Annotated in this window: 13 protein-coding genes; 4 read left to right on the top strand and 9 right to left on the bottom strand. The window is 50.0% G+C overall.

The window, feature by feature from the left end; translation table 11 throughout:
* Positions 1 to 165: 165 nt before the first annotated feature.
* From ACO6UX_RS14345 to ACO6UX_RS14330, 4 genes are all read right to left on the bottom strand, one after another.
* Positions 166 to 4,734, bottom strand: a complete 4,569-nt coding sequence (locus tag ACO6UX_RS14345; RefSeq protein WP_422448664.1) for a hypothetical protein — start codon at positions 4,732 to 4,734, stop codon at positions 166 to 168.
* Positions 4,735 to 5,425: 691 nt separating this feature from the next.
* Positions 5,426 to 8,038, bottom strand: coding sequence for a TRAP transporter permease (locus tag ACO6UX_RS14340; RefSeq protein ID WP_422448662.1), 2,613 nt, complete (start codon positions 8,036 to 8,038; stop codon positions 5,426 to 5,428).
* Between the two features lie 258 nt (positions 8,039 to 8,296).
* On the bottom strand, positions 8,297 to 9,277 hold the full coding sequence (locus tag ACO6UX_RS14335; protein WP_422448660.1) for a TAXI family TRAP transporter solute-binding subunit: 981 nt from the start codon (positions 9,275 to 9,277) through the stop codon (positions 8,297 to 8,299).
* Between the two features lie 355 nt (positions 9,278 to 9,632).
* Positions 9,633 to 10,121: a YchJ family protein gene (locus ACO6UX_RS14330; RefSeq protein ID WP_422448658.1), complete on the bottom strand. Its 489-nt coding sequence runs from the start codon at positions 10,119 to 10,121 to the stop codon at positions 9,633 to 9,635.
* Positions 10,122 to 10,351: 230 nt separating this feature from the next.
* Between ACO6UX_RS14330 and ACO6UX_RS14325 the strand changes: the two genes are divergently transcribed.
* From ACO6UX_RS14325 to dinG, 4 genes are all read left to right on the top strand, one after another.
* On the top strand, positions 10,352 to 10,963 hold the full coding sequence (locus ACO6UX_RS14325) for a hypothetical protein (RefSeq protein ID WP_422448657.1): 612 nt from the start codon (positions 10,352 to 10,354) through the stop codon (positions 10,961 to 10,963).
* A 226-nt stretch (positions 10,964 to 11,189) separates the two neighbouring features.
* Positions 11,190 to 12,446 (top strand): hypothetical protein, encoded by a 1,257-nt coding sequence (locus ACO6UX_RS14320; protein ID WP_422448655.1) that lies wholly within the window; start codon positions 11,190 to 11,192, stop codon positions 12,444 to 12,446.
* A 122-nt stretch (positions 12,447 to 12,568) separates the two neighbouring features.
* Positions 12,569 to 13,219: a hypothetical protein gene (locus ACO6UX_RS14315; RefSeq protein WP_422448653.1), complete on the top strand. Its 651-nt coding sequence runs from the start codon at positions 12,569 to 12,571 to the stop codon at positions 13,217 to 13,219.
* A gap of 158 nt (positions 13,220 to 13,377) precedes the next feature.
* On the top strand, positions 13,378 to 15,561 hold the full coding sequence (gene dinG / locus ACO6UX_RS14310; RefSeq protein WP_422448651.1) for an ATP-dependent DNA helicase DinG: 2,184 nt from the start codon (positions 13,378 to 13,380) through the stop codon (positions 15,559 to 15,561).
* Positions 15,562 to 15,628: 67 nt separating this feature from the next.
* Here dinG and ACO6UX_RS14305 read toward each other — a convergent pair whose 3' ends face one another.
* From ACO6UX_RS14305 to ACO6UX_RS14285, 5 genes are all read right to left on the bottom strand, one after another.
* The gene (locus ACO6UX_RS14305; RefSeq protein ID WP_422448649.1) at positions 15,629 to 17,389 is read right to left on the bottom strand and encodes a hypothetical protein; all 1,761 of its coding nucleotides are present in this window, start codon (positions 17,387 to 17,389) and stop codon (positions 15,629 to 15,631) included.
* A gap of 166 nt (positions 17,390 to 17,555) precedes the next feature.
* Positions 17,556 to 18,101 (bottom strand): hypothetical protein, encoded by a 546-nt coding sequence (locus tag ACO6UX_RS14300; RefSeq protein ID WP_422448647.1) that lies wholly within the window; start codon positions 18,099 to 18,101, stop codon positions 17,556 to 17,558.
* 143 nt (positions 18,102 to 18,244) lie between these two features.
* Positions 18,245 to 18,778: a hypothetical protein gene (locus ACO6UX_RS14295; protein ID WP_422448645.1), complete on the bottom strand. Its 534-nt coding sequence runs from the start codon at positions 18,776 to 18,778 to the stop codon at positions 18,245 to 18,247.
* A gap of 282 nt (positions 18,779 to 19,060) precedes the next feature.
* Complete coding sequence (locus ACO6UX_RS14290; protein WP_422448643.1) at positions 19,061 to 21,928, bottom strand: valine--tRNA ligase; 2,868 nt, start codon at positions 21,926 to 21,928, stop codon at positions 19,061 to 19,063.
* Positions 21,929 to 22,364: 436 nt separating this feature from the next.
* On the bottom strand, positions 22,365 to 22,658 hold the full coding sequence (locus tag ACO6UX_RS14285; protein ID WP_269673759.1) for a YebG family protein: 294 nt from the start codon (positions 22,656 to 22,658) through the stop codon (positions 22,365 to 22,367).
* Between the last annotated feature and the right edge of the window lie 128 nt (positions 22,659 to 22,786).

Below are 22,786 nucleotides of genomic sequence, written 5' to 3'. Positions count from 1 at the left end.
ACCTGGGAGGCTGACCGAGAATAGCGCCCGTCTAGGCGACCCCGTAGCGAGGATGGCAGAAAATTGAGGATAAAATTCGGTTTTGTGGGTCACAGTAGGAATGGTGGTCACCCGCCACCCCCTGCGCAGACCGTAGTTGCACTTTCAAGACCTTCTTAATGCATATCACAGCCCTTGTAGGAACGCTTCCATCCAGTCATCGTTGTTGACCCGTTCTGACTCTGTCGCCAATGAATCCAATGTCGCCCATGAATCCAAATCCCATTCCACTATTTCATCAAGCCCAAGTGGGTCTCTTCTCCTTTTCTCGCTGGCTTCATTCCATTCTTTCCGTGTTTCTGAATCCACTGCGCAGCTCATTTTGCAGATGGCAGTGCTTAATTCAACATAAGTCATTCGGCTTCGGTGGGGTTCCAGCAGTTCAAGTTCTGCATTTCCCAATTCGCGAAAACGATCCAGAGCTTCCATTGCCGCGTCAAAGTCAGATAGCGGCCCTTGAATGCGACTGTTGGAAACCTGGTTCCCTTGAGTTGGTATGCTTGCCCTTGCTGGAGGTCCTTGCTGAGGGATTGATGTTACTACTGGCGTTTTTGCTGCCTCAATCTGTTCCAGCTTTGCAACCACCGCTTTCTTAACGAGGTCTGGAACCATGCCGTCTTTATCATCTTTGATAACCGGGCTGAGTGCCGTGCATAAACGGGCGTTTAGCTGGCCGCTGCTGGCATAGTGTTCAAGAGATGACCAGACCGCAGGCTTTAATGGTTTATTGCAATTGATTAGGCTGATAATCAGAGAGGGTGCCACCAGGTGTGGTATTTTTTTAGGCTTGGCTTTCTTGGGCTCTTTGGTTCTCGATTTTATTTGGGCTAATTTTGCCTCAAGCCTGATCGCATAGAGATCGCGCTTGTCCTGAGGCTTTTTATACCATTGTTCTGTGAACTCGGTTGCCTTGAAAAAGGCGGTTAACTGTTGCAATGTCCAGTTCTTTATAACAAAGCCGGTATCTCTCGGGGTAAACTCTGGATTTTGGAGTACCACCGGATCGCCATCGGCTGGCAAAACGGTTAGTCTTTGATTCTTGAATTGATATTCTGTTTGTTCAAGCTCAATTAACATGGCCGTGATAAAGCGCCACAGGCGTTCCTGGCCCGACATGGCGGGATCACCACCGACCATCACTCCTCTTTTATCATCTGTTGACACTCGGTTTGAAAAGCAGAGATCCGGTATTTTCTCTTGTTCAGGTAGAGAGTGGTTTGTGAGCAGCATTCCTTCCAGCAACCGTTGCTGAATCGTGACATCAGGAGCGGTTTCAGGTGTAGCCTGATAGTCAAGACAGGCATCCATGAATTGCTGCATTTTGAGTTGTCCAAGCACCCGATGTAACCCGCGCCACTGTGAGATGGTGGGCAAGGTTTTGAATAGCTCATCCATCTTATCCGTGTATTTTGAGCGGTTATCTTCTGATTGTTGCCAGAGAATCTCCAGCATCGTGCGTTTGGATTGCGTGAAGTCAAATCGCTGGCCAAGCTGTTGGCAAAGTGGTTTTAATGCATACCACTGTTCCTGAGTTGGGGCTGGCTTCAGGTTTCTGCACAGTCCAAGGTATTCCTGCCTCTCAGATTCAGGGAGTTGCGTTAGTGCAAATTTTGTTAAAGCCAGTGGTGCAGGAATGGATAATGCCTGAGTGAGTACTCCTTTGCAGCGTGGATTTTCACGATATTTTTCAATCCAGAACTGGATACCAGTTCCTCCATGGATAGCCAATATCGGTAGCAATGATTTCAGCGCAGCACGAACAGCCACTCTGTCATTTCGAGGACTCTTGTGGGCAGCCAGATATTGTTGGAATTCGGCAATTTTCATGCGCCATGTTGCGGGCCCGGAGAAGAACAGAGCCAGTGCTTTCATTTGACTCGATTCTAAAAGATCTTCATCACTATTGTCGTCTCCATGTTCAGTGGTACAACCATGCTGATTAAGACATTGGCGAAGTGTTTTCTCATTTTCAGTCAGTTTTTCTCCTGAGGGCAAACCAAAACTTGCAAATATTCGGCAAGAAAGTTTCAGAATATTCTTATTTTCATCCGAGGGTAGCCATTGAACGAACGCTTCCACCTTTGCTTTGTCTGGCAAGCCTTTGCCATTACACATGGAGGAAAAGGCCCGCAGCAGTTCCAGGCTGAATTCGCCGTTCACCTTCCAGCACTCCCACGCCACGAACGTTTCCACCGTCGCTTTGTCGGGCAAGCCTTTGCCATGACACATGGAGGAAAAGGCCCGCAGCAGTTCCAGGCTGAATTCGCCGTTCACCTTCCAGCACTGCCACGCCACGAACGCTTCCACCTTCGCTTTGTCGGGCAAGCCCCTACTGCTCATCATGGAGGAAAAGACCCGCAGCAGTCCCAGGCTGAATTCGCCGTTCACCTTCCAGCACTCCCACGCCACGAACGCTTCCACCTTCGCTCTGTCGGGCAAGCCTTTGCCATGACACATGGAGGAAAAGGTCCGCAGCAGTTCCAGGCTGAATTCGCCGTTCACCTTCCAGCACTCCCACGCTTTGAGCGCTTCCACCTTCGCTTTGTCGGGCAAGCCTTTGCCTTGACACATGGAAGAAAAGGCCCGCAGCAGTTCCAGGCTGAATTCGCCGTTCACCTTCCAGCACTCCCACGCTTTGAGCGCTTCCACCTTCGCCTTGTCGGGCAAGCCCCTGGTGCTCATCATGGAGGAAAAGGCCCGCAGCAGTTCCAGGCTGAATTCGCCGTTCACCTTCCAGCACTGCCACGCTTTGAGCGCTTCCACCTTCGCTTTGTCGGGCAAGCCTTTGCCATGACACATGGAGGAAAAGGCCCGCAGCAGTTCCAGGCTGAATTCGCCGTTCACCTTCCAGCACTCCCACGCTTTGAGCGCTTCCACCTTCGCTTTGTCGGGCAAGCCTTTGCCATTACACATGGAGGAAAAGGCCCGCAGCAGTTCCAGGCTGAATTCGCCGTTCACCTTCCAGCACTCCCACGCCACGAATGCTTCCACCTTCGCTTTGTCGGGCAAGCCTTTGCCATTACGCATGGAGGAAAAGGCCCGCAGCAGTTCCAGGCTGAATTCGCCGTTCACCTTCCAGCACTGCCACGCTTTGAGCGCTTCCACCTTCGCTTTGTCGGGCATGCCTTTGCCATTACACATGGAGGAAAAGGCCCGCAGCAGTTCCAGGCTGAATTCGCCCTTCACCTTCCAGCACTGCCACGCTTTGAGCGCTTCCACCTTCGCTTTGTCGGGCAAGCCTTTGCCATGACACATGGAGGAAAAGACCCGCAGCAGTTCCAGGCTGAATTCGCCGTTCACCTTCCAGCACTCCCACGCTTTGAGCGCTTCCACCTTCGCTTTGTCGGGCATGCCTTTGCCATTACACATGGAGGAAAAGGCCCGCAGCAGTTCCAGACTGAATTCGCCGTTCACCTTCCAGCACTCCCACGCTTTGAGCGCTTCCACCTTCGCTTTGTCGGGCAAGCCTTTGCCATGACACATGGAGGAAAAGGCCCGCAGCAGTTCCAGGCTGAATTCGCCGTTCACCTTCCAGCACTCCCACGCTTTGAGCGCTTCCACCTTCGCTTTGTCGGGCAAGCCTTTGCCATTATACATGGAGGAAAAGGCCCGCAGCAGTTCCATGCTGAATTCGCCGTTCACCTTCCAGCACTCCCACGCCACGAACGCTTCCACCTTCGCTTGGTCGGGCAAGCCCCTACTGCACATCATGGAGGAAAAGGCCCGCAGCAGTTCCAGGCTGAATTCGCCGTTCACCTTCCAGCACTCCCACGCCACGAACGCTTCCACCTTCGCTTTGTCGGGCAAGCCTTTGCCATTATACATGGAGGAAAAGGCCCGCAGCAGTTCCAGGCTGAATTCGCCGTTCACCTTCCAGCACTCCCACGCCACGAACGCTTCCACTTTCGCTTTGTCGGGCAAGCCTTTGCCATTACACAGGGAGGCAATCTGTTTCAAGCATGGGTTAGCAGCAACCGCCTGAATGTTTTCCTCGCTTTCTTCTGCAAACTTTTTTATCTGAGTCTTCGACTTGAGCATGCTGGTAAGGCAGCTGGTATTTGTAATCTGCTGGGGATTTACCGCTAAAAAGAACGTGTTGGCCTTGGCAAAATAGCCTTTGAAAGTCTGAGAATCTTTAACAATGCTGAAGTTTTTTAACTTGGAAAAGAGGGAGTGTGCGGGCGGCTTTCCCCTGTCTTGCGCTAACTGGATTTTCCTGTCTTTGAGGTTTTTCAGAAGAGTCCCGGCATTCGTTAATATTGCTTGAATTTCTTGATTATTTAAATGTGTTCGCAGTTCATTTTGCTGGCTTACAGAAAATTCTGAAATTGATGTTCCACTGTTAATTTCTGTAGTGAGCGGTACATCCTTCATTGGTTCAGGCATGACCTGCACTATCGCTGAGGTATGTTCATTGCCAGTTAATAGCCTGTTGTCGCTGACTGTTGGCAGGTTTCTTGATAGGGAACTGATCACTCCCGGAAGCCTGGAAGCTGGGTCAGCAGGCATGGCCGGTTCGGTCTCCATTGGCTCAGGATTAGCAGGTAGCGAAGTTGAAGAACACACAATACTCCTGCTGTTGTCAGTAACACGCCTGCGCTTTATGGATGGGATGGGCCCGGATTCAGATTGCAGTTGATGCGGTGGAAATGTTCCAGTGCCCGTTGTTGTCTGTTCCACCTGGTAACCTGACATGGATCGCTTTCTTTTTTGTTTTCGGTTGCTTGCTGGCCGGTGCCTTCTGGCTTCAGTGGATGTTAACGGGGATGCCGTGTCTGCGGTTACTGAGGAGGAAGGTGACTGCATAGTTTCTTCGGGGATTACCTGTTTCCAGTGTTGGAGAATCGTCTGGGGATGACAACAATAGAACGTAAACGCTAATTTAACCAGCGTAAGTAGTTGGCCAAATGGAATCGTATATTTCTGGCTAAGTGGGCAGTTGCTATGCAAGGCGCAACGTAGGGAGCATAGCCGTAGCTATGTGACCGGAGTTCCAACGCCGCAGAGTGACTGACAACTTAGTCAGAAATATATGATTTCATTTGGTTAACTACTTATGCCCGTTATCCATTGCTATAAAGCCGGAACGGTGTTTTTGATCAAAATATTCTGGTAGAGAATGCAGCCCGAGGATTTGACTGCCGGACAGCTTGGGAAGTTCATGGTCATTCAGAAGATTCAGAATCTGCTTTTCCGGATTTGAGACATAGGCCGGGGTGATAGTTGGCAGGTACAGTATTCATATTAATTATCCTTACAGTAATTTATCCCTGTTATGAATACTGCCCTTGTCGTCAGCTTATGTAACCAGGAACCTGATTGATTGCAGTGCTTCAGGTAATCCCAGGAGAATGTCCGAATAATATTCTTCTGATACAGTATCTAATTATTCGGACAAAAAGAAAATGAATTTGCTGCACTGGCCCTGTCGGCGTCTTTGTCCAAGGAAAATCAACAACAGCAGAATAAAGGCGGGTATCCAGGTCAGCTGTTTTGGCAGTCGCTCTGCCGGAACTTCCATACGATAAATCTGCCAGTCAAAATCAATACCGGCCTGCTGCGCCTCGCTGTTGAAGTCAACCATATCGATGGTCAGGTCATCCCCATCAACCAGAACCTCCAGGCCCATGTGGCGGAACCGGTCATCAGCCGTGGCCTGGTCGCCAGCGGGGAGAATAACCATCTGATTAACCGATTTACCTTCCAGGGTTTCTCCTGCTACCCACAGTCGTGCATCAGCCTGGTCCGGCAGTGCTTCAACCTGGGCAACAATGTCACGACCTTCATGGGTTTCATAGGGAGGGTAAATCCTGTCCCACCAGAAGTCTGGCCTGAACAGGGTGAAGGCGATCAGCAGCATGCCCAGGGTTTCGTACCAGCGGTTTTTTACTAACCAGTGACCCTGGGTTGCGGTAGCAAACACCAGCATGGCCGCAATGGCACCAAAGACGACAATCGCCAGTTGTGCAAGGCTGTCAACGCCGATCAGCAGTAACTCAGTATTAAAGATAAACATAAAGGGCAGAACAGCGGTGCGGATATCGTAGGTGAAGCCCTGGATACCGGTCTTGATTGGGTCCGACTGTGCGATGGCCGAAGCGGCAAAGGCAGCCAGGCCCACAGGCGGAGTATCATCCGCCAGAATACCGAAATAGAAGACAAACAGATGGACCGCAATCAGAGGCACGATCAGTCCATGCTGTGCGCCCAGGGTTACGATAACCGGTGCCATCAGGGTGGACACCACAATATAGTTAGCGGTGGTTGGCAGCCCCATGCCCAGCACCAGACAGATAATGGCGGTGAACAGCAGCATAAGAATGATACTGCCAGCAGAAATCCACTCCACGAACTCGGTCATTACCAGACCAACACCGGTCAGCGTGACTGCACCCACAACAATACCGGCGGTTGCAGTGGCAACACCAATGCCGATCATATTGCGGGCCCCGGTGGTCATGCCGTCCAACAGATCCAGAAAGCCCTCTTTGAGATGCGTGGTGGTTTGCTCCTTCCGGAACAGATCAATCAGGGTTTTATGGGTCAGTGTGATGAAAACCATGACCAGGGTTGCCCAGAAGGCAGAGAGGCCAGGGGAGTAGCGTTCAACGGTCAGACACCACAGTAACACCACCAGGGGCAGCAAATAATAGAGACCGCGCTTGATGGTTGGTCCGGGCACAGGAGTACTGCGTATATCCTCTTCAATATTGTTGATGAGATCCGGTTGTCTGGCAGCCACTTTCAGAAGTATCAGATAACTGGCCAGCAATGCCAGCGTGATGATCCAGAGGGCGTGCTCTCCCATATACTGTCTGGTCCAGCCAACACCGTAATAGACGCCAGCGCCCAGCAGGCAGAGTCCGGCAAACGAGCCCGTGAATGACATCAGTGCCTGAGTCTTTGTGCGGGTGACGCTTCTTGGCAATCCCTGCATGCCCGCTTTCAAAGCTTCAAGATGGACAATATAAAACAGGGCAATGTAGGAAATCGCGGCGGGTAACAGGGCGTGGCGAATAACATCGATATAAGAGATGCCAACATATTCCACCATCAGGAACGCCGCAGCGCCCATAATAGGCGGCGTCAGTTGTCCATTGGTGGAGGCGGCAACTTCAATGGCACCGGCCTTGTGAGCAGGAAAGCCGACCCGTTTCATCAGGGGGATGGTGAAGGTCCCGGTGGTGACCACATTGGCGATGGACGAGCCGGACACCACACCGCTCAGGCCGGATGACACCACAGCAGCCTTGGCAGGCCCACCTTTGAGATGACCCAGCAGAGAGAATGCTACCTGAATGAAGTAATTACCGGCACCGGCCTTTTCCAGCAGTGAACCAAACAGAACAAACAGGAAAACAAAGCTGGTGGATACACCCAGGGCAACACCAAAGACTCCTTCAGTGGTGATCCAGAAGTGCGACAGCGCCTTGTTGAGACTGGCACCTTTGTGGGCAATCACATCCGGCATGTAAGGGCCGGCAAAGGCATAGGTGATAAAAACCGCCGCAACCACCATCAGTGGCGGCCCCAGTGCCCGGCGGGTTGCTTCCAGCAGAAGCAGCATACCAGCACCGGCCGTGACCAGATCCAGGATAACGGGAGCCCCGGCACGGGTCGCCAGCGCCTGGTGAAAAATATAAAGGTAGGCGGCACAGAAGCTGCCAGTCAGTGCAAATAGCCAGTCAGTCACGGGCACCTGATGGGTAAACGATTTTTTCCTGGCAGGGAAGGCAATAAATGCCAGGAAAATGGCAAAGGCGAGATGGATTGCCCGGGCCTGACCATCGTTAAATATGCCAACATTGAAAATATACGGCAGAGGTGATGCGTTCCACAGCTGAAACAGTGACCAGCTCAGGGCTGTGCCCAGTAATACCAGTCTGGATTTGCCAATGGGCTGGCGGCCGCCCTGTTCGGACTGGTTAACCATTTGTTCAGCAGAGCTGGTGGAGCCTGCTGTTGAATTATTCAGCTTGGCGCTGTTGACTGCTTCCATAATATACCTGTTGTTATTGAAGTTATGCGCTCTGGAAATGATGCATTCTTCATCCAATGGCTCATGGCCTTATAAAAATGCGGGGAAGCGGAATATCCATGAGGTAAAAAAGACGACACTGCTTCCCCATGCAGCCCTGTGACCCCTGTTGGGTGAGGGCTGTATAGGTCTTCATGCAGAATTCAGGCAGCACTCTGCGTGATGACAAACTGCATTTGGGAAGGTGTTGCTACACCTTCCCGGATCAGGGAAAAAAGTTCAGAGAAGACCTGCTTCCTGATAGTAACGCCTGGCACCTTCATGCAGCGGGATGCTGAGGCCATCAGACACCATCTCTTCTTTCTTCAGGGTGCCAAACGCCTGGTGCAGTTTTTTGAAGGTGGACAGATCTTCAAATACAGCTTTGGTCACCTGGTAGACAGCTGCTTCGCTGGCCGCCGTGGAGGAGACAAAGGTTGCCGCCACACCGAAGGTCTGAACGTCTTGATCGTTGCCCTTATACATGCCACCGGGGATAGTCGCAGTGCGGTAGTATGGGTTGTCTTTGATCAACTGGTTGACTTTATCGCCTGCGACAGAGACCAGTACGGTATCACAGGAAGTGGTGGCTTCCTTGAAAGATCCGGATGGGTGGCCAACGGTATAGACAAAGGCGTCAATCTTGTTGTCACAGAGTGCCTTGGCGTGTTCGGCTGCTTTCAGCTCGGAAACCAGGGAGAAGCTGTCGTGTGTCCAGCCATACAGTTTCATCAGCTGTTCTATAGTGCCACGCTGACCGGAGCCCGGATTACCGATGTTGACGCGCTTCCCCTTCAGGTCTTCAAACGTGCTGATGCCGGCATCTGCCCTGGCCAGAATGGTAAAGGCTTCCGGGTGTACCGAGAAAATCGCCCGCAGGTCCTTGTTGGCACCTTGCTGTTCAAAAGCGCTGGTTCCCCGGTAGGCGTGGAACTGCCAGTCCGACTGGACGATACCCATATCGAGCTCACCGGCACGGATGGTGTTCAGGTTGTAAATAGAACCACCGGTACTTTCAACCGAACAGCGGATGCCATGCTCTTTGCGTCCCTTATTCACCAGGCGGCAGATAGCGCCACCGGTTGGGTAGTAAACGCCGGTGACACCGCCGGTACCAATGGTGACAAACTGCTGGCTGGATGGGGCTGCACTGGCAGTGGAGGAGATAGCTGCAAAGCCTGCCCCCAGAATGGCAAGTCCCAGTTTTTTGAAAATGGTCATTGTCAGTCCTCTTGATTTGAGCTTTTTTTACCATGGCAACAACAAGAGGTGGGCAGTGAACATCAGCTCTGGCGGGTCCCGGGTGAATTCCCCGGGCAGACCTGATTGCTTCTGAACCGTACTTCTCGTTCATGGCTGTTATATTCAGTCCGGACAGCATTTCCATGTTGTCCCCTGACTGGTTTGACTCGCTTAACCATGAATGGCAAGCCGAGAATTTGCCTGTCAGGTTATTACGTTTGTCGAAGCAACCTGATGCGATAGGTGATGCTACCATGTTTACGTATTGATTTCTTTGATTTCTGTCTATTGATTCTCGGTAAGTGCTTATGATAGATCGGAAAAGTTGTCGTCTTTATTGTGCGCAGCACTTTTTATACTTCTTGCCACTGCCGCAGGGGCAGGGATCATTTCTGCCAGCGTTTTCTGTTTTGACCAGTGCCATTTTGGGGTAGACAAAGTACCAGTGCCCTTCTTTTTTAATAAAAGAAGAGCGTTCATGGTGAACTTGTTCAGGGCCTGAGAGTGACTCCCTGAACCAGGCCTTGAATTCAACCATGCCCGATTGATCCGCCGCTTGTCCTGCCTCTGTATCGACAATCTCGAGTTTTTGCCACAGCGTACCGTGTGATTGCTGGTAGACTTTCTGTTGCTTGATGGTTTCCTGTTGCCCGGGGTGTGTTGTGGCAACCAGGTAGGGAATATTGCTCAGTGTGTAAGCCGTATAACGGGAACGCATTAATGCTTCAGCTGTTGGGGCTGGCTTCCCTTGAATATAAGGCTTGCAACATTCGGTGAATGTTTTTCCAAAGCCACAGGGGCAATCTGAGGGGTTAATGGACATGGTAACTACCCGAAAACGGTATATGCAAAACGTATGAACAAAATTTTAAGTTGAGACATCAATGCCAGCGGCTGTTGACGTTTCTTTGCTGAATTTACGGCGAAACGTTAACAGGCTCTGACCTGTTGCCGCAAGAGCTGTAAAGATCAAGGCTGTTAAGAACTTAATTGTTTGTTTTTCTTTCAGTAATTATTTCTGATCAATCTTATTGAAATCTATGGAGGTGTCTTATGCCAGCTATAGGCAAAATTTCCGGACAGTTTGAATCACCGGTCACAGGCCCCACTCGCAACCGTGCTGTTGGTCAATTTGAGGGAAGGACGACCACTGAATCCGATGCCACAAGACAGACTGAAATTACCCGATCATTTAATGAAAAGCCTTCACTTAAAGATCGTTTAATCTATCCATTTTATGCCGCCAAAAATCGAATACTGCACATGGCTGGTATAGGTGCACAGGCTGGAGTTTATACGCCGATGTTCGCTGCAAGTGCTATCTGTGTTGGAGCCGGTGAAATTATTGGCAATACCGTTGGTGGATTAATTAAGAGTTTATTCTTTCCAAACTCTGATATACCACCGGGTGAAGTTGGTGCTTTACTGGGATTGTATACAGGGATTTTGCTATCCATTCCTGCCGCCGTTGTTCTTGGTGTGTTTACTACGACTGCTTTTGCTGTTATTGGTCTGGCTGGCAGCGTGCTGGCTTCACCGTTTGATATCTATCATGGCATGACACTGGCTGATAAAGTAGACCTGAACCCAAAGCAAGTGCGGGTAATGGATATATGGGATGATATCAAAATGCCTGAACTCAGCCAGTTTGTTAACTGGGAATAGTGGGTGTCCTTTTTTTACCCTCGTTCTGTCTCATCGCTCTGATGGTTAATGTAACCCTGATACCTGGTCTGAATCTCAACCTGCTGTGCTAACGGGTTATGGGTTTTAGCGTCTGGCAAATAACTCATGAATAGGGAACTTTATCCAGGTTTTTCTACTCTAAAGGCAGCGAAAAATAAAAAACGGATTGTTTTTACCATCAACAACAAGCATCAGGGTGTTTCATATGATACCTTCCAAAACGCCAGCTCTGCCCGATCCATCATACCAATATCAAGCTGGTAAGTCGGATAAACCAGAGCCAGGCTCAGATGATCAAACGTATGTAAAACTGAGTAGTTCAGGAACTACGCTAAGAAACAGAAAAGATCGCAGCACTGAAAAGGCCGTTAGTGAGTGGCATGTTGATGTTCAACAGCCAACCGCTTCAACGTTATCCATCACCAAAGGGCGGTCTTCGGACAATAGCGAACGCCAGCCGACAGCTGAGAAACCTGATGTTCAACAGCCAACCGTATTTACATTCCCAACCAGAGAAGAGCTGGCTCTGCAAGAACGCGAGCAGAAAGCTGAGGAACTTGGCCGGTTGCGAACGTTTAGAGATGCCATCTCCAGATCCGAAGCCTTATCCATCCTCAATAAACATGATTACAACTATATGCGTATAGCTGCCAGGCACGGATTTAGGGATATCATTCACTATCTGGTCGAAAATCAGATGCAAGAGGTTTATAAACTATCTGAATATGCACCCATTTGGGAAGCGACTAACTCCGGACACCTGAAGATTGTCGATTACCTGACCGATCATGGATTGGATAAGGATAACACGTATCATGTATGTCGTGATTTATATGGCCTGGATAATCTCATTACAGCGGTAGCTTCATCTGATCAGATGGACACAGATAGCGAAATCGAAATGGTTGAACTCCTTTTGGCAAAAGGAGAGCCGGTGGATGGCTATGGTCTTATCACTCCTGCCTTTGTGGCAAACAGTAAGAACAAATCAGAGTTAGTTGCTTTTTTAAAGAAGCATGGTGCTAAACCGGAGGGGCTGAAAAAGCTCGACTGCGATAAGGTACAAAAAATTACTGATATTGAATTTGCGGAGGAAGTACGAAATTTTAATCTTGAGAACCTGAAGGTGAGAGACGTTTTTGTTTTTCTCTCAGAATTCGGTGAAAAAAAACAGAGAAATAGTCGAGACTCAAAAACCGACGAAAGAGAAGATCGTAAAGAAATGCCAGAGCCCATTCCCAGATTTTTTCATTGCAATTCAATCAGAGAAGGCAAAAGTGCTGCAATCAACCCAAGTGCCAGTGAAAAAGCTTCTTGTAACAGTGATATTGCTGAAGCGACCGCAAGAGATTCTCAGCTTCGTCCTGATGTTCATTCTGTACAAGCTTCACCACTTGCTCCCGTGCTTCAAAGAGACGATATAGCACCACCCTCCTATGCAGATGTAATGCGTAGTACTTGATTGTTTGCTTTTCTGTCAGTATTTATAACCCTGTTGTTATGGGATGAGGGGATAAACCTGCTGTAAGCTTTGATGCAGTACTTATTTCTGATCAATCTTATTGAAATCCATGGAGGGATCTCATGCAGTCTATAGGAAACATTACCGGTCAGTTTGATTCAACGGTCACAGAACCCAACCGTACAGACGGTCAATTTGCTGGCAGGACGACCACGGAATCCGATGCCACAAGACAGACTGAAAATAACCGATCATTTAATGAAAAGCCTTCACTTAAAGATCGTTTAATCTATCCATTTTATGCCGCCAAAAATCGGATTCTGAAAATGGGGGGTATAGGTGCACAAGCTGGGCTTTTTGCGCCGATAATCACTCTCGGTAGCATTTGTGGTATAGCCGGTAACATTATTGGCAATACCGTTGGCCGATTAATTCAATGTTTATTCTTTCCGAGCCCTGAGGAATCATCACCGGGCAATACGGGTTTTCTTGTCGGACTTTATCTGGGCTATTTGCTCGCCGTTCCTGTCAGCGTCGCACTTGGTGCGGTTGCTGCGGCTGCTTTTGCTGTTATTGGGCTGGCTGGCAGCGTGGTCTCTTTACCTGTCGACATCTATCGTGCCGCCACAAAGGATAACAAAGCGGACCTGCACCCGGAACCAGTGCGGATAATGGATATAGCGAATGAGATCAAACACACTGACATCAGAGACTTGTTTGATTTTCAAGATTTTGAGCCTATACCTTTGTCAATGTCGAGTCTAATATTTTGATCCGTTTAAAACCCGGGAGAGTCAGGATTCTGAATTTTGCTCCCGGTTGCCGTATCGTTTATTGAATAGAGTTTGTGGTATTCACCGCTGTGCAGTGTGATGAAACAGGATACAATCAGTCTATTTAAACCAGCTACTCCACCAGAGCGATAGGCATTGTGCTTGACGAACCCCAGAAGAGAGCCATCCAGAAAGCCTACAGTGCTTTTCTGGAGAGTAAAAAGCTAAAGGCCCGACCGGGGCAGAAGCAGATGATTGCCGAGATTGCCCGAGCGCTAGGAGATATTAACACCGACAGTGAAGGCCGCAGAATCTCTGACCCCTCCGTTACCGTGATTGAAGCCGGTACGGGTACCGGAAAAACCGTGGGGTATGTGTTGCCTGCGGTGGTAATGGCTCAGGCTGCGAAAAAACGTTTGGTCATTGCCACGGCCACCGTGACCCTTCAGGAGCAGGTCATCAATAAAGATCTGCCGGACATTATTTTAAAAACCGGACTCAAGTTCTCTTACACCCTGGCCAAGGGGCGTGGGCGTTATGCCTGTCTGAGTAAGCTGGACCGGCTGCTTCAGGAAGAGGAAGCGACTGCCTCGTTAATGGATATGTTCGCCTACGATGGTCACACCCTGGAAAACGATCAGTCCTCCCTGGCGCTATACCAGAGCATGCTGGAGGCATTTGCCGCTGCCAAATGGGAGGGTGACCGGGACAGCTGGCCTGATGCCCTGGAAGATCAGCAATGGCGAACCATCACCACTGACCATGCCCAATGCAGCGGACGTCGTTGTGGTTATTTCCGGCAGTGCCCATTTTATAAAGCCCGGGGTGATCTTGAGCATGCCGATGTTGTGGTTGCCAACCACGACCTTGTGCTGGCGGATCTGGCGCTGGGAGGCGGTGCGATTCTTCCTGAGCCAAAGGATGCCATCTATGTATTTGATGAAGGCCACCACCTGCCAGACAAAGCCATTGATCATTTTACCTGTCAGTCCAGAGTCAAAGGCACGGCCAGCTGGCTGGAGAAAGCCGGGCGACATCTGCAGAAGATTCTGACCCAGCAGGCCCTGCCGGGAGAGCTGGGTGAATTGCTGGAGCGGATTCAGCCCGAGTTTGATGCCCTGGTCAATGCTCTGGGTCATACCCGGGAGATGCTGCACAGCATTGCCCGGTTTGAACCAAAAACACAATTTACCACCCAGGGGGAGAGTCAGGTCGCTTATTACCGCTTTCCCCAGGGCATTGTGCCTGAACCATTACGACAACAGGCGGAACGGTTGAAAGCCGGTTTCAGCAAGTGCAGCGGTATGCTGGAAAAGATAGCCAAAGCCCTGGACGATGCAATGGACGGCGACGTTCCCGGTATTGATCGCTGGCAGGCGGAACAGCTCTATCCTGAAATCGGTGGCATGCAGTCACGAATGGAGAGCCATTTTCAACTCTGGCTGACCTACACCATCAAAGATCCCGAGGGAGAGCCTCCCAGCGCACGCTGGTTGAAATGGAGCGAAGGTGCTTTTGGCGAAGAGCTGGAGGTTTTCAGCAGCCCGATCATGTCTTCCATGACCTTATGGCAGACGCTGTGGAATCCTGCTCACGCAGCCATTGTCACCTCGGCAACCCTGGCCGCCCTGGGTAGTTTTGGCCGGTTCCGGATGCGCTCCGGAGTGCCTGCTGAGTCTCGCTGTGTGGTAGTGCCCAGTCCATTTCTGCATGGTGAGGCGGCATCTCTGGTAATACCGGCCATGGCTTCAGACCCACGGAATGCGGAAGACCATACTGCCGAGATTATCGAGCTGCTACCCGAGTTACTGTCCGGTGATGATCGCCCAAAAGGGATGCTGGTACTGTTCTCTTCCCGCCGACAGATGAAGGATGTGCACTTTGGTCTGGATGCCTGTTGGCAGGAGAAGATCCTGCTGCAGGATGACTATTCACGACAGGAGTTGTTGAAGAAGCACCGCCAGCAGATTGATGACGGCAAGGTCAGCATCCTGTTTGGTCTTGCCAGCCTGGCAGAAGGGATAGATTTACCCGGTCATTATTGCGAACACGTGATTATTGCCAAGATTCCTTTTGCAGTACCGGACGACCCTGTGGAGGCAGCACTTTCTGAGTGGCTGGAAGCCCAGGGGCGGAATCCGTTTATGGAAATTACCGTGCCGGATGCGGCGATCCGCCTGATACAGGCTTGTGGCCGTCTGTTGCGAACGGAGCAGGATCGTGGTCGCATCACGATTATGGATCGACGGCTGGTTACCGCCAGGTATGGTCAGATGATCATGAACTCTCTGCCACCGTTTAACCGGATTATCGAGCCAGCTGCGGCGGTTATGATGAGATAAGATAAAGGGCGATTTTGAAGGAGGCCACTGCTACCTGTCGGCAGCAGCGGCCGGATGAACCGATAAATTATCCGAGAATATTCTGGTTTATCCCGACCATTCCCAGCATTGGCAGTAGTAAATTGTAAGGACTTTGATCAGCAACTTTGTTAGCAGAGCTGTACCAGTACCCGGGTTGCCAATCTACATATTTGACTTCCTCGCTTGTAGGTTCATCCATTGAATAAGTGAATACGGTGTCATTTTCACTATCAAGGAAGAATTGGCTTACCCGATGTGGCAAACCTATAATTTTTAACACTTCACCCTCATTCATTATCACCAGTTGTGAACTGACATCGGTTAAGAGGCTTTCTTCATTTAGCAGGGTGTTTACCCTGGTCATGTTATTGTTGCTCTCAATGTCGGTAGAGTTAAGCGGTTTTATCGGCATGGGTGTCGGCTCTGATACGTCAGTGCAGTTGGTGTTTGTCGACAATGACTGACTGCCATTAGTGGGATGCGCTGGGGTAGTTATATCAGGCAAAGAAGTGGGTGTTTCTGTGGCAGATGTCGGGACACCAGTTTCGGTTTTCGGTTTTTGGTTATTAAGCAAGGCAAAGCTGACAGCACTCCCTTTGGGTACCGATGCAATCTTGATGAAATGTTTATCTGAATCATCAATAACAGCAGTGCTGTTTTGGTAAACAAAAGTACCATTTGGAGAAAAATGATTCACACTTCCGGTGGGTGACTCATTAGTACTGGGTGCATAGTAACCTATATCTGTCTTCGAGTTATCTGAAGTAGATGGCCTGAAATATAACTCAAACGGCATGGCTGTTTTGTCGTGATATAAAAAATACGCCGTGACGGGAAGCCACGGAGAGTAAATATTAAAAACACCGAGTTTAAAAGCATTGGCCCCATGGTTAAATTTTACTGCCTTGGGTATTGTAGAGATAATTTGCTTGTCATTTTTTACCATTAACCAATGATTACTTTTTTCGATTTTGTATGCATTTCCTTGCGGGGTAATGATTTTATCCTTTAGTTTGCCAGTTTTTGAAAACAGTAAAGTGTCATGTAAGTTGACTGGTTCATGCTTTGATATACCCTTTGGTTTGAACCATTTACGACCAGTAAAGTAGTTTTTTTCCATCTTGGCATATTCCCTGCCGATGTGCTTTTTACCACCAATCCTGCCGAGCCATTGTCTGCCAGTTGATTTGCCCCCTTTTGGGCCAGGTAATGGATGGTGGGAACCACCTCCACCGACTCCTCCTGATGACCTTCTGGAGCCTCTTCTTGAGCTTCCTGAGCCTCTGGAACCCCCACCTCTGCTGGAACTCGATCCTCTGGGAGAACGCTTATATCTTAAAGGTGCTTCGATCTCATCCTTCGTCGCTTCTCTTTCAATCACCACCTGGGGGGGCTTTTCTTCAGTCTGGCCACTGTCGTGTTCATTCTGGCTGTTCAATGCAGCCATCCAGGCTGGCTTGCCCGGGGACTTGACATCAGGGGGCGTTAAGGGGACAGGTAGGAATGAGTCTGTTGAATTTGTCAATGTTGATAAGGACGTTGGCTTGGCATTGACCGATGTATGAGTAGTAACGTCAGCGATGCATTTGCCAGCCAAGGTTAGCAAAGTGATGAGCCTGGCGGGGGCGGATGATGCATAATATGCCGGGTTAGGAAGATGCTTAAGGGTATGTGCAGCGCAAGCTAATGAGTGTCTTGCCTTACCGGTCAGCCATTCGTAAGTTGAAGCTTCAGGTCCACTACTGTCCGGGATTTTGGTATCAGGTATGCCGGGTGGTATTAATTGATTTGGTTCACTGATTATCATGGTGGTAACAGCTCCTGTTTATATTCTGCGACTCCTCAATGGAGGCAGGATGAAAGGAAGAAAAGCACGGCGTGTGTTGTACTTGTTGATTTCTGGGCACCGTGCTGTCTATCAGACAATAGGGACAGGATTTTGTTCCCGTTTTCTAACCGATCAGGTTCAATATTTATCGCTCATAGTAAGCCACAACTCTGTCAGCAAGTGCTGACCGTTCACAGCCGGTTCCATTGGACGCCTCCAGAACAAAATTGTAAGCCTTTGCGACCATGTAGGGACTAAGGTAGGCAGCAACGCTGAATCCTGTGAAATACCCGATAGCGCCACCAACCGCTACACCAATATACTGACCTTCTGTTATCCGACCTGCTGTTAACTGAGCTTCTGGTCCTTCTATGATCTCTCCTAACATCGCACCTGCGGCACCCAGAGTGAAACACCCGACGTGGGCGGCAGCTTGCATGATAACCACTGATGCACTGCCCATTGCGATCGCTGACAATGTGGCCAGAACACGCTCGGTTTTTCGGGTTTTCAGTAACGGCCCATCGTATCTGTTGTTTTGTTCCGATATCTGGGGCCTTTTATCAGGGTACATATCAATAGAAACTTCTTTGCCAGAATGCCTGGCTTTAGTTTCTGCAGGAAAACTGATTACAGTTGACGGATTGTATTGTTTGGTGAGATAAGATCCGGTGGTTTCGTTAGCATTCATATAACAGCTCAATTTAAATCGATTGATGGATTTGTCTCAGAATAAATCATAGTGCCAATAAAAAGAAAATTGAAAAAACGGAGCATAAAAAACGCTGCGGTGGTTACAGCGATTTTTTATTAACAGTTTAGATTGTATTGGGTTTATGCCCTTGATGTTGAAGTTGACCCCTCATAATGAGCCACAACTCTATCGGCAAGATTGGACCTTTCAAAGCCATTGCCATTTGTCGCCTCCAGAACCAGATTGTAAGTCTTTGCTATAAAATAGGGGATAAAGTAGGCCGTCACGGCATATCCTGCGAAAGCCCCAACAGAGAAACCGATCACGCTACCAAGAAACATACCATAAGGCCCTCCTACCACCCCAATCGCGGTACCAATGCCACCCAAAATGCTACCCGCTACGGAAGCGATAGTCGGGGCGATGAATAACACTGATGCAACGCCCATCGCGATCGCTGACAATGTGGCCAGGGTGCGCTTGGTTTCTCGGCTATGCAGTGGCCGCCCCTCGTATACGTTGCCTCCTTCAGGTATTCTGGGGCCTTCATGGGAGTGCATGGCGGTAGTTACTCTTTTGCCAGAAAAGCCGGCATTAGTGGTTCCGGGTAAATTGACTTCAGGTGTCCGGGCAGGTTGGCCCGTTGAATTATACGGATTTTGTTCAGCAATCATATTAAACCTCCATTTGTATAGATTGATCAGCGATGTTTCATTAAATGCAAATTGTTAAAGTTGCACCCTTAGCTGGTGCATTTGATGATATGAAAATATTAACAAGTACTTCAATAACACGAATGTCAGAATTACTATCATCCAGCGGGTGCAATGAGGAATCGGGTTGAAACAAGGCTGATCAAATGAATAAGACGTACCAGCAAAAAGAAAATAAAAAAAGTGGGCATAAAAAAATGGCTGCAGTGATTGCAGCCATTTTTATATTGCCAATGCTCTGGTTTACAAAGCCTTGATCGCCTCCAGCTGTTCTTCCAGCTTGGCCCTGGCGGCTTGAGCTTCAGCCAGCTTGGCCTGCTCTTTGGCAACCACGTCGGCGGGTGCCTTGCTGATGAATTTCTCGTTGTTTAACTTGCCTTCAAAGCGGGCCACTTCTTTGGCAAACCGCTCAATCTCCTTATTGAGTCGGGCTGACTCTTTTTCCTTGTCGATCAGGCCAGCCATTGGTACCAGAACTTCCATGGAGCCTACCAGCTGAGTGGTTGCCATGGGGGCTTCTTCACCGGCGGCCAGAACCCTGATGTCTTCCAGTTTGGCCAGGGACTTCAGGAAGGTCTGGTTGTCATTCAGACGGGCAACGTCTTCTGCAGAGGTGTTACGCAGCAGTACATTCAGCGGCTTGCTTGGGCCAATATTCAACTCGGCACGAATGTTACGGATACCGGTGATAAACGATTTGAGCCACTCAATATCACGCTCAGCCGTTTCATCAATACGGGCCGGGTCCGACACCGGGTAGCTCTGCAGCATCAGGGTGTCACCGGCAGCGCCAGCATTGTGCTTGATGTTCTGCCAGATCGCTTCGGTGATATAAGGCATAAACGGATGGGCCAGGCGCATAATAGCCTCCAGAACCCGAACCAGTGTACGACGGGTGCCGCGCTTACGTTCAGCAGGTGCATGTTCATCCCATAGAACGGGCTTGGACAGTTCCAGATACCACGCACAATATTCATTCCAGACAAAGTCGTAGAGGTTCTGGGACGCGTGATCAAGACGGAACTCGGAAAGGTTCTTTTCGATCTGGGCTTCAACCCGTTGCAGTCGGGAAACAATCCAGCGATCAGCCAAAGTCAGTTCAACAGGTTCATCACCATTACCACAATCTTGCTCATCGGTATGCATTTTGACGTAGTTGGCAGCGTTCCAGATCTTGTTGCAGAAGTTCCGGTAGCCCTCCAGACGGTTCATATCCCAGTTGATATCACGGCCGGTGGAGGCCAGTGAGTACAAGGTGTATCTCAGGGCATCGGTACCGTGGGCAGAAATGCCGTCGGGGAAGGTATTGCGGGTACGTTTTTCGATCTTCTCCGCCAGCTGCGGCTGCATCATATTGCCACAGCGTTTCTCAACCAGGGCTTCCAGGTCGATACCGTCAATCATATCCAGAGGGTCAAGGACGTTACCCTTGGACTTGGACATTTTGTCGCCATGCTCATCACGGATCAGACCCGTCACGTAAACGTACTTGAACGGTACCTGTGGTTTGCCGTCTTCATCTTTCATAAAGTGCATGGTCATCATGATCATTCTGGCGACCCAGAAGAAGATAATGTCAAAACCGGTGACCAGCACATCGGTGGGGTGGAAGGTGTTCAGGCGATCGGTCTGCTCTGGCCAGCCCAGGGTGCCAAAAGTCCAGAGTGCCGAAGAGAACCAGGTATCCAGAACATCGTCATCCTGTTTCAGGACAACAGGCGTTGGGATGTTGTGCTTTTCCCGGACTTCGGTTTCATTGCGACCAACATAAACGTTGCCGGCATCGTCATACCAGGCAGGAATTCGGTGTCCCCACCAGAGCTGACGGGAGATACACCAGTCCTGAATATCACGCATCCAGGAGAAGTACATGTTCTCGTACTGTTTGGGCACGAACTGAATACGACCGTCTTCTACCGCTGCAATAGCCGGTTTGGCCAGCGGCGCAGCGCGGACAAACCACTGGTCAGTCAGCAGCGGCTCAATCACTACGCCGGAACGGTCACCGTAAGGCACCATCAGGGTGTGGTCATCAATTTTTTCCAGCAGACCAAGGGCATCCAGGTCAGCAACGATCTGCTTACGGGCAGCAAAGCGCTCCATGCCCTGGTAGGCGTCTGGAATAGTGGTATCAATGGATTGATTGGCCGTACCGTCAATATTGTAGGCTTCACCCTGCTGGCGGATATCGCCGTTCAGGGTCATAACATTGATCATTGGCAGGTTGCAGCGCTTGCCAACTTCATGGTCATTAAAGTCGTGGGCCGGGGTGATTTTTACGCAGCCGGTGCCTTTTTCCATATCGGCGTGTTCATCAGCGACAATCGGGATGCGACGGTTGACCAGGGGCAGAATAACCGCTTTGCCGATCAGGGCCTGGTAACGCTCATCTTCCGGGTTAACCGCCACACCGGTATCCCCCAGCATGGTCTCAGGACGGGTGGTGGCTACCACGATATAGTCTTTGCCCTCTGCGGTTTTCTCGCCATCCGCCAGTGGATAGCGCAGGTGCCACATATTGCCTTTGACTTCTTTGTTTTCCACTTCCAGGTCGGAGATAGCGGTGTGCAGTTTTGGGTCCCAGTTCACCAGACGCTTGCCCCGGTAGATCAGGTCGTCTTCATAAAGGCGGACAAAGACCTCCTGGACAGCGGCATAGAAGCCCTTGTCCATGGTGAAGCGCTCGGTATCCCAATCAACAGATGCCCCCAGTCGACGAAGCTGACGGGTGATGGTGCCGCCGGACTCTTCCTTCCACTCCCAGATTTTATCGGTAAAGGCTTCACGCCCGTAGTCGTGACGGGTTTTGCCTTCTTCTGCCAGGATCTTGCGTTCAACCACCATCTGGGTTGCGATACCCGCATGGTCAGTACCCACCTGCCAGAGCGTGTTGCAGCCTTTCATCCGGTGGTAGCGGATCAGGGCATCCATAATGGAGTCCTGGAAGGCATGGCCCATGTGCAGGCTGCCGGTGACATTGGGAGGGGGGATCATGATGGAGTAGGGCGTGCGGTCACCGCGCTGGTCAGAAGCCGGCGCAAAATAGCCTTTCTCTTCCCAGTTTTGATACAACGTGCGTTCGATGGCTTGGGGGTTGAACGTCTTTTCCATAACTGCTTTTCCAGTAGAGGTTCCAACTGTTCCCGGAACTCCTGAAGAGCAGGGGGGCTCCGGATTTGGATAAACCGGTGATTATACACTGTGGGGCTGAATCAGGAAGCACCCTTCATTGCCGACTACTGGGTTCTCGGACAGCTTTCTGCATCATTGCAATGAGTTTGGTGTGTACAATCTCCGTTCACCCTGAGCAGAGTCGAAGGGTGATTGGCACAGTCTTTATTCAGGGTATGGTGTTTACGCCCTTCGACTCCGCTCAGGACGAACGGAGCTTGGGAGTCATTGATAGAAGGAACCCATCAGAAACCATGTACTAGCCTATGGGAAGTACCGAATCAGCTGTTATTTTAAGTATTCATAAAATGTGATTGGTAACCACAAAGGACATTTCACTATGAGCAACATCACGCCTTTGTGGCTTAGATCAATATCAGGCAATCGCTTCACGAATATCTACGGTATTGTTTTCTGCAGGTTCGCTCTCCAGTTTGATCTCCTGCAGGATTTCAGGTTTGCCTTTAAAGGCTTTGGCGAGAATATCCTTGTTCCGTGACAGCAGCAGACCGATCTCTTCCGCCAGTTGTTCATCGATCTTGAAATTGGCTTCCAGCATACCCGTGATGCCATCGGCCAGCTCAAGCATACGATCGTGTTCTTCTGCGGCTTTCTTATCAGTAAACATGCTTCCGTCCCGGTCAACTCGCCACATGGGGGTAATGGACATGGGCTTCCTCCTGTAATGGGTTCTTTAAACTGTATATAAATACAGTTGTTTTGTCCAGAAGGCTGTCTGGGAATCAGCTAGTCAATTTCCAGCTCAAGTCAGGTCTAAAATTCTGGTAGCCAGCCCTG

The sequence above is a fragment of the Endozoicomonas sp. ALB091 genome, assembly GCF_049310265.1.
Taxonomy (GTDB): domain Bacteria; phylum Pseudomonadota; class Gammaproteobacteria; order Pseudomonadales; family Endozoicomonadaceae; genus Endozoicomonas.
This window is presented reverse-complemented; position numbering and strand designations above follow the sequence as displayed.

Coding starts and splice junctions, on each gene's coding strand:
- ACO6UX_RS14345 (WP_422448664.1), bottom strand. CDS start 4,734: ATGTCAGGTTACCAGGTGGAACAGACAACAACGGGCACTGGAACATTT.
- ACO6UX_RS14340 (WP_422448662.1), bottom strand. CDS start 8,038: ATGGAAGCAGTCAACAGCGCCAAGCTGAATAATTCAACAGCAGGCTCC.
- ACO6UX_RS14335 (WP_422448660.1), bottom strand. CDS start 9,277: ATGACCATTTTCAAAAAACTGGGACTTGCCATTCTGGGGGCAGGCTTT.
- ACO6UX_RS14330 (WP_422448658.1), bottom strand. CDS start 10,121: ATGTCCATTAACCCCTCAGATTGCCCCTGTGGCTTTGGAAAAACATTC.
- ACO6UX_RS14325 (WP_422448657.1), top strand. CDS start 10,352: ATGCCAGCTATAGGCAAAATTTCCGGACAGTTTGAATCACCGGTCACA.
- ACO6UX_RS14320 (WP_422448655.1), top strand. CDS start 11,190: ATGATACCTTCCAAAACGCCAGCTCTGCCCGATCCATCATACCAATAT.
- ACO6UX_RS14315 (WP_422448653.1), top strand. CDS start 12,569: ATGCAGTCTATAGGAAACATTACCGGTCAGTTTGATTCAACGGTCACA.
- ACO6UX_RS14305 (WP_422448649.1), bottom strand. CDS start 17,389: ATGATAATCAGTGAACCAAATCAATTAATACCACCCGGCATACCTGAT.
- ACO6UX_RS14300 (WP_422448647.1), bottom strand. CDS start 18,101: ATGAATGCTAACGAAACCACCGGATCTTATCTCACCAAACAATACAAT.
- ACO6UX_RS14295 (WP_422448645.1), bottom strand. CDS start 18,778: ATGATTGCTGAACAAAATCCGTATAATTCAACGGGCCAACCTGCCCGG.
- ACO6UX_RS14290 (WP_422448643.1), bottom strand. CDS start 21,928: ATGGAAAAGACGTTCAACCCCCAAGCCATCGAACGCACGTTGTATCAA.
- ACO6UX_RS14285 (WP_269673759.1), bottom strand. CDS start 22,658: ATGTCCATTACCCCCATGTGGCGAGTTGACCGGGACGGAAGCATGTTT.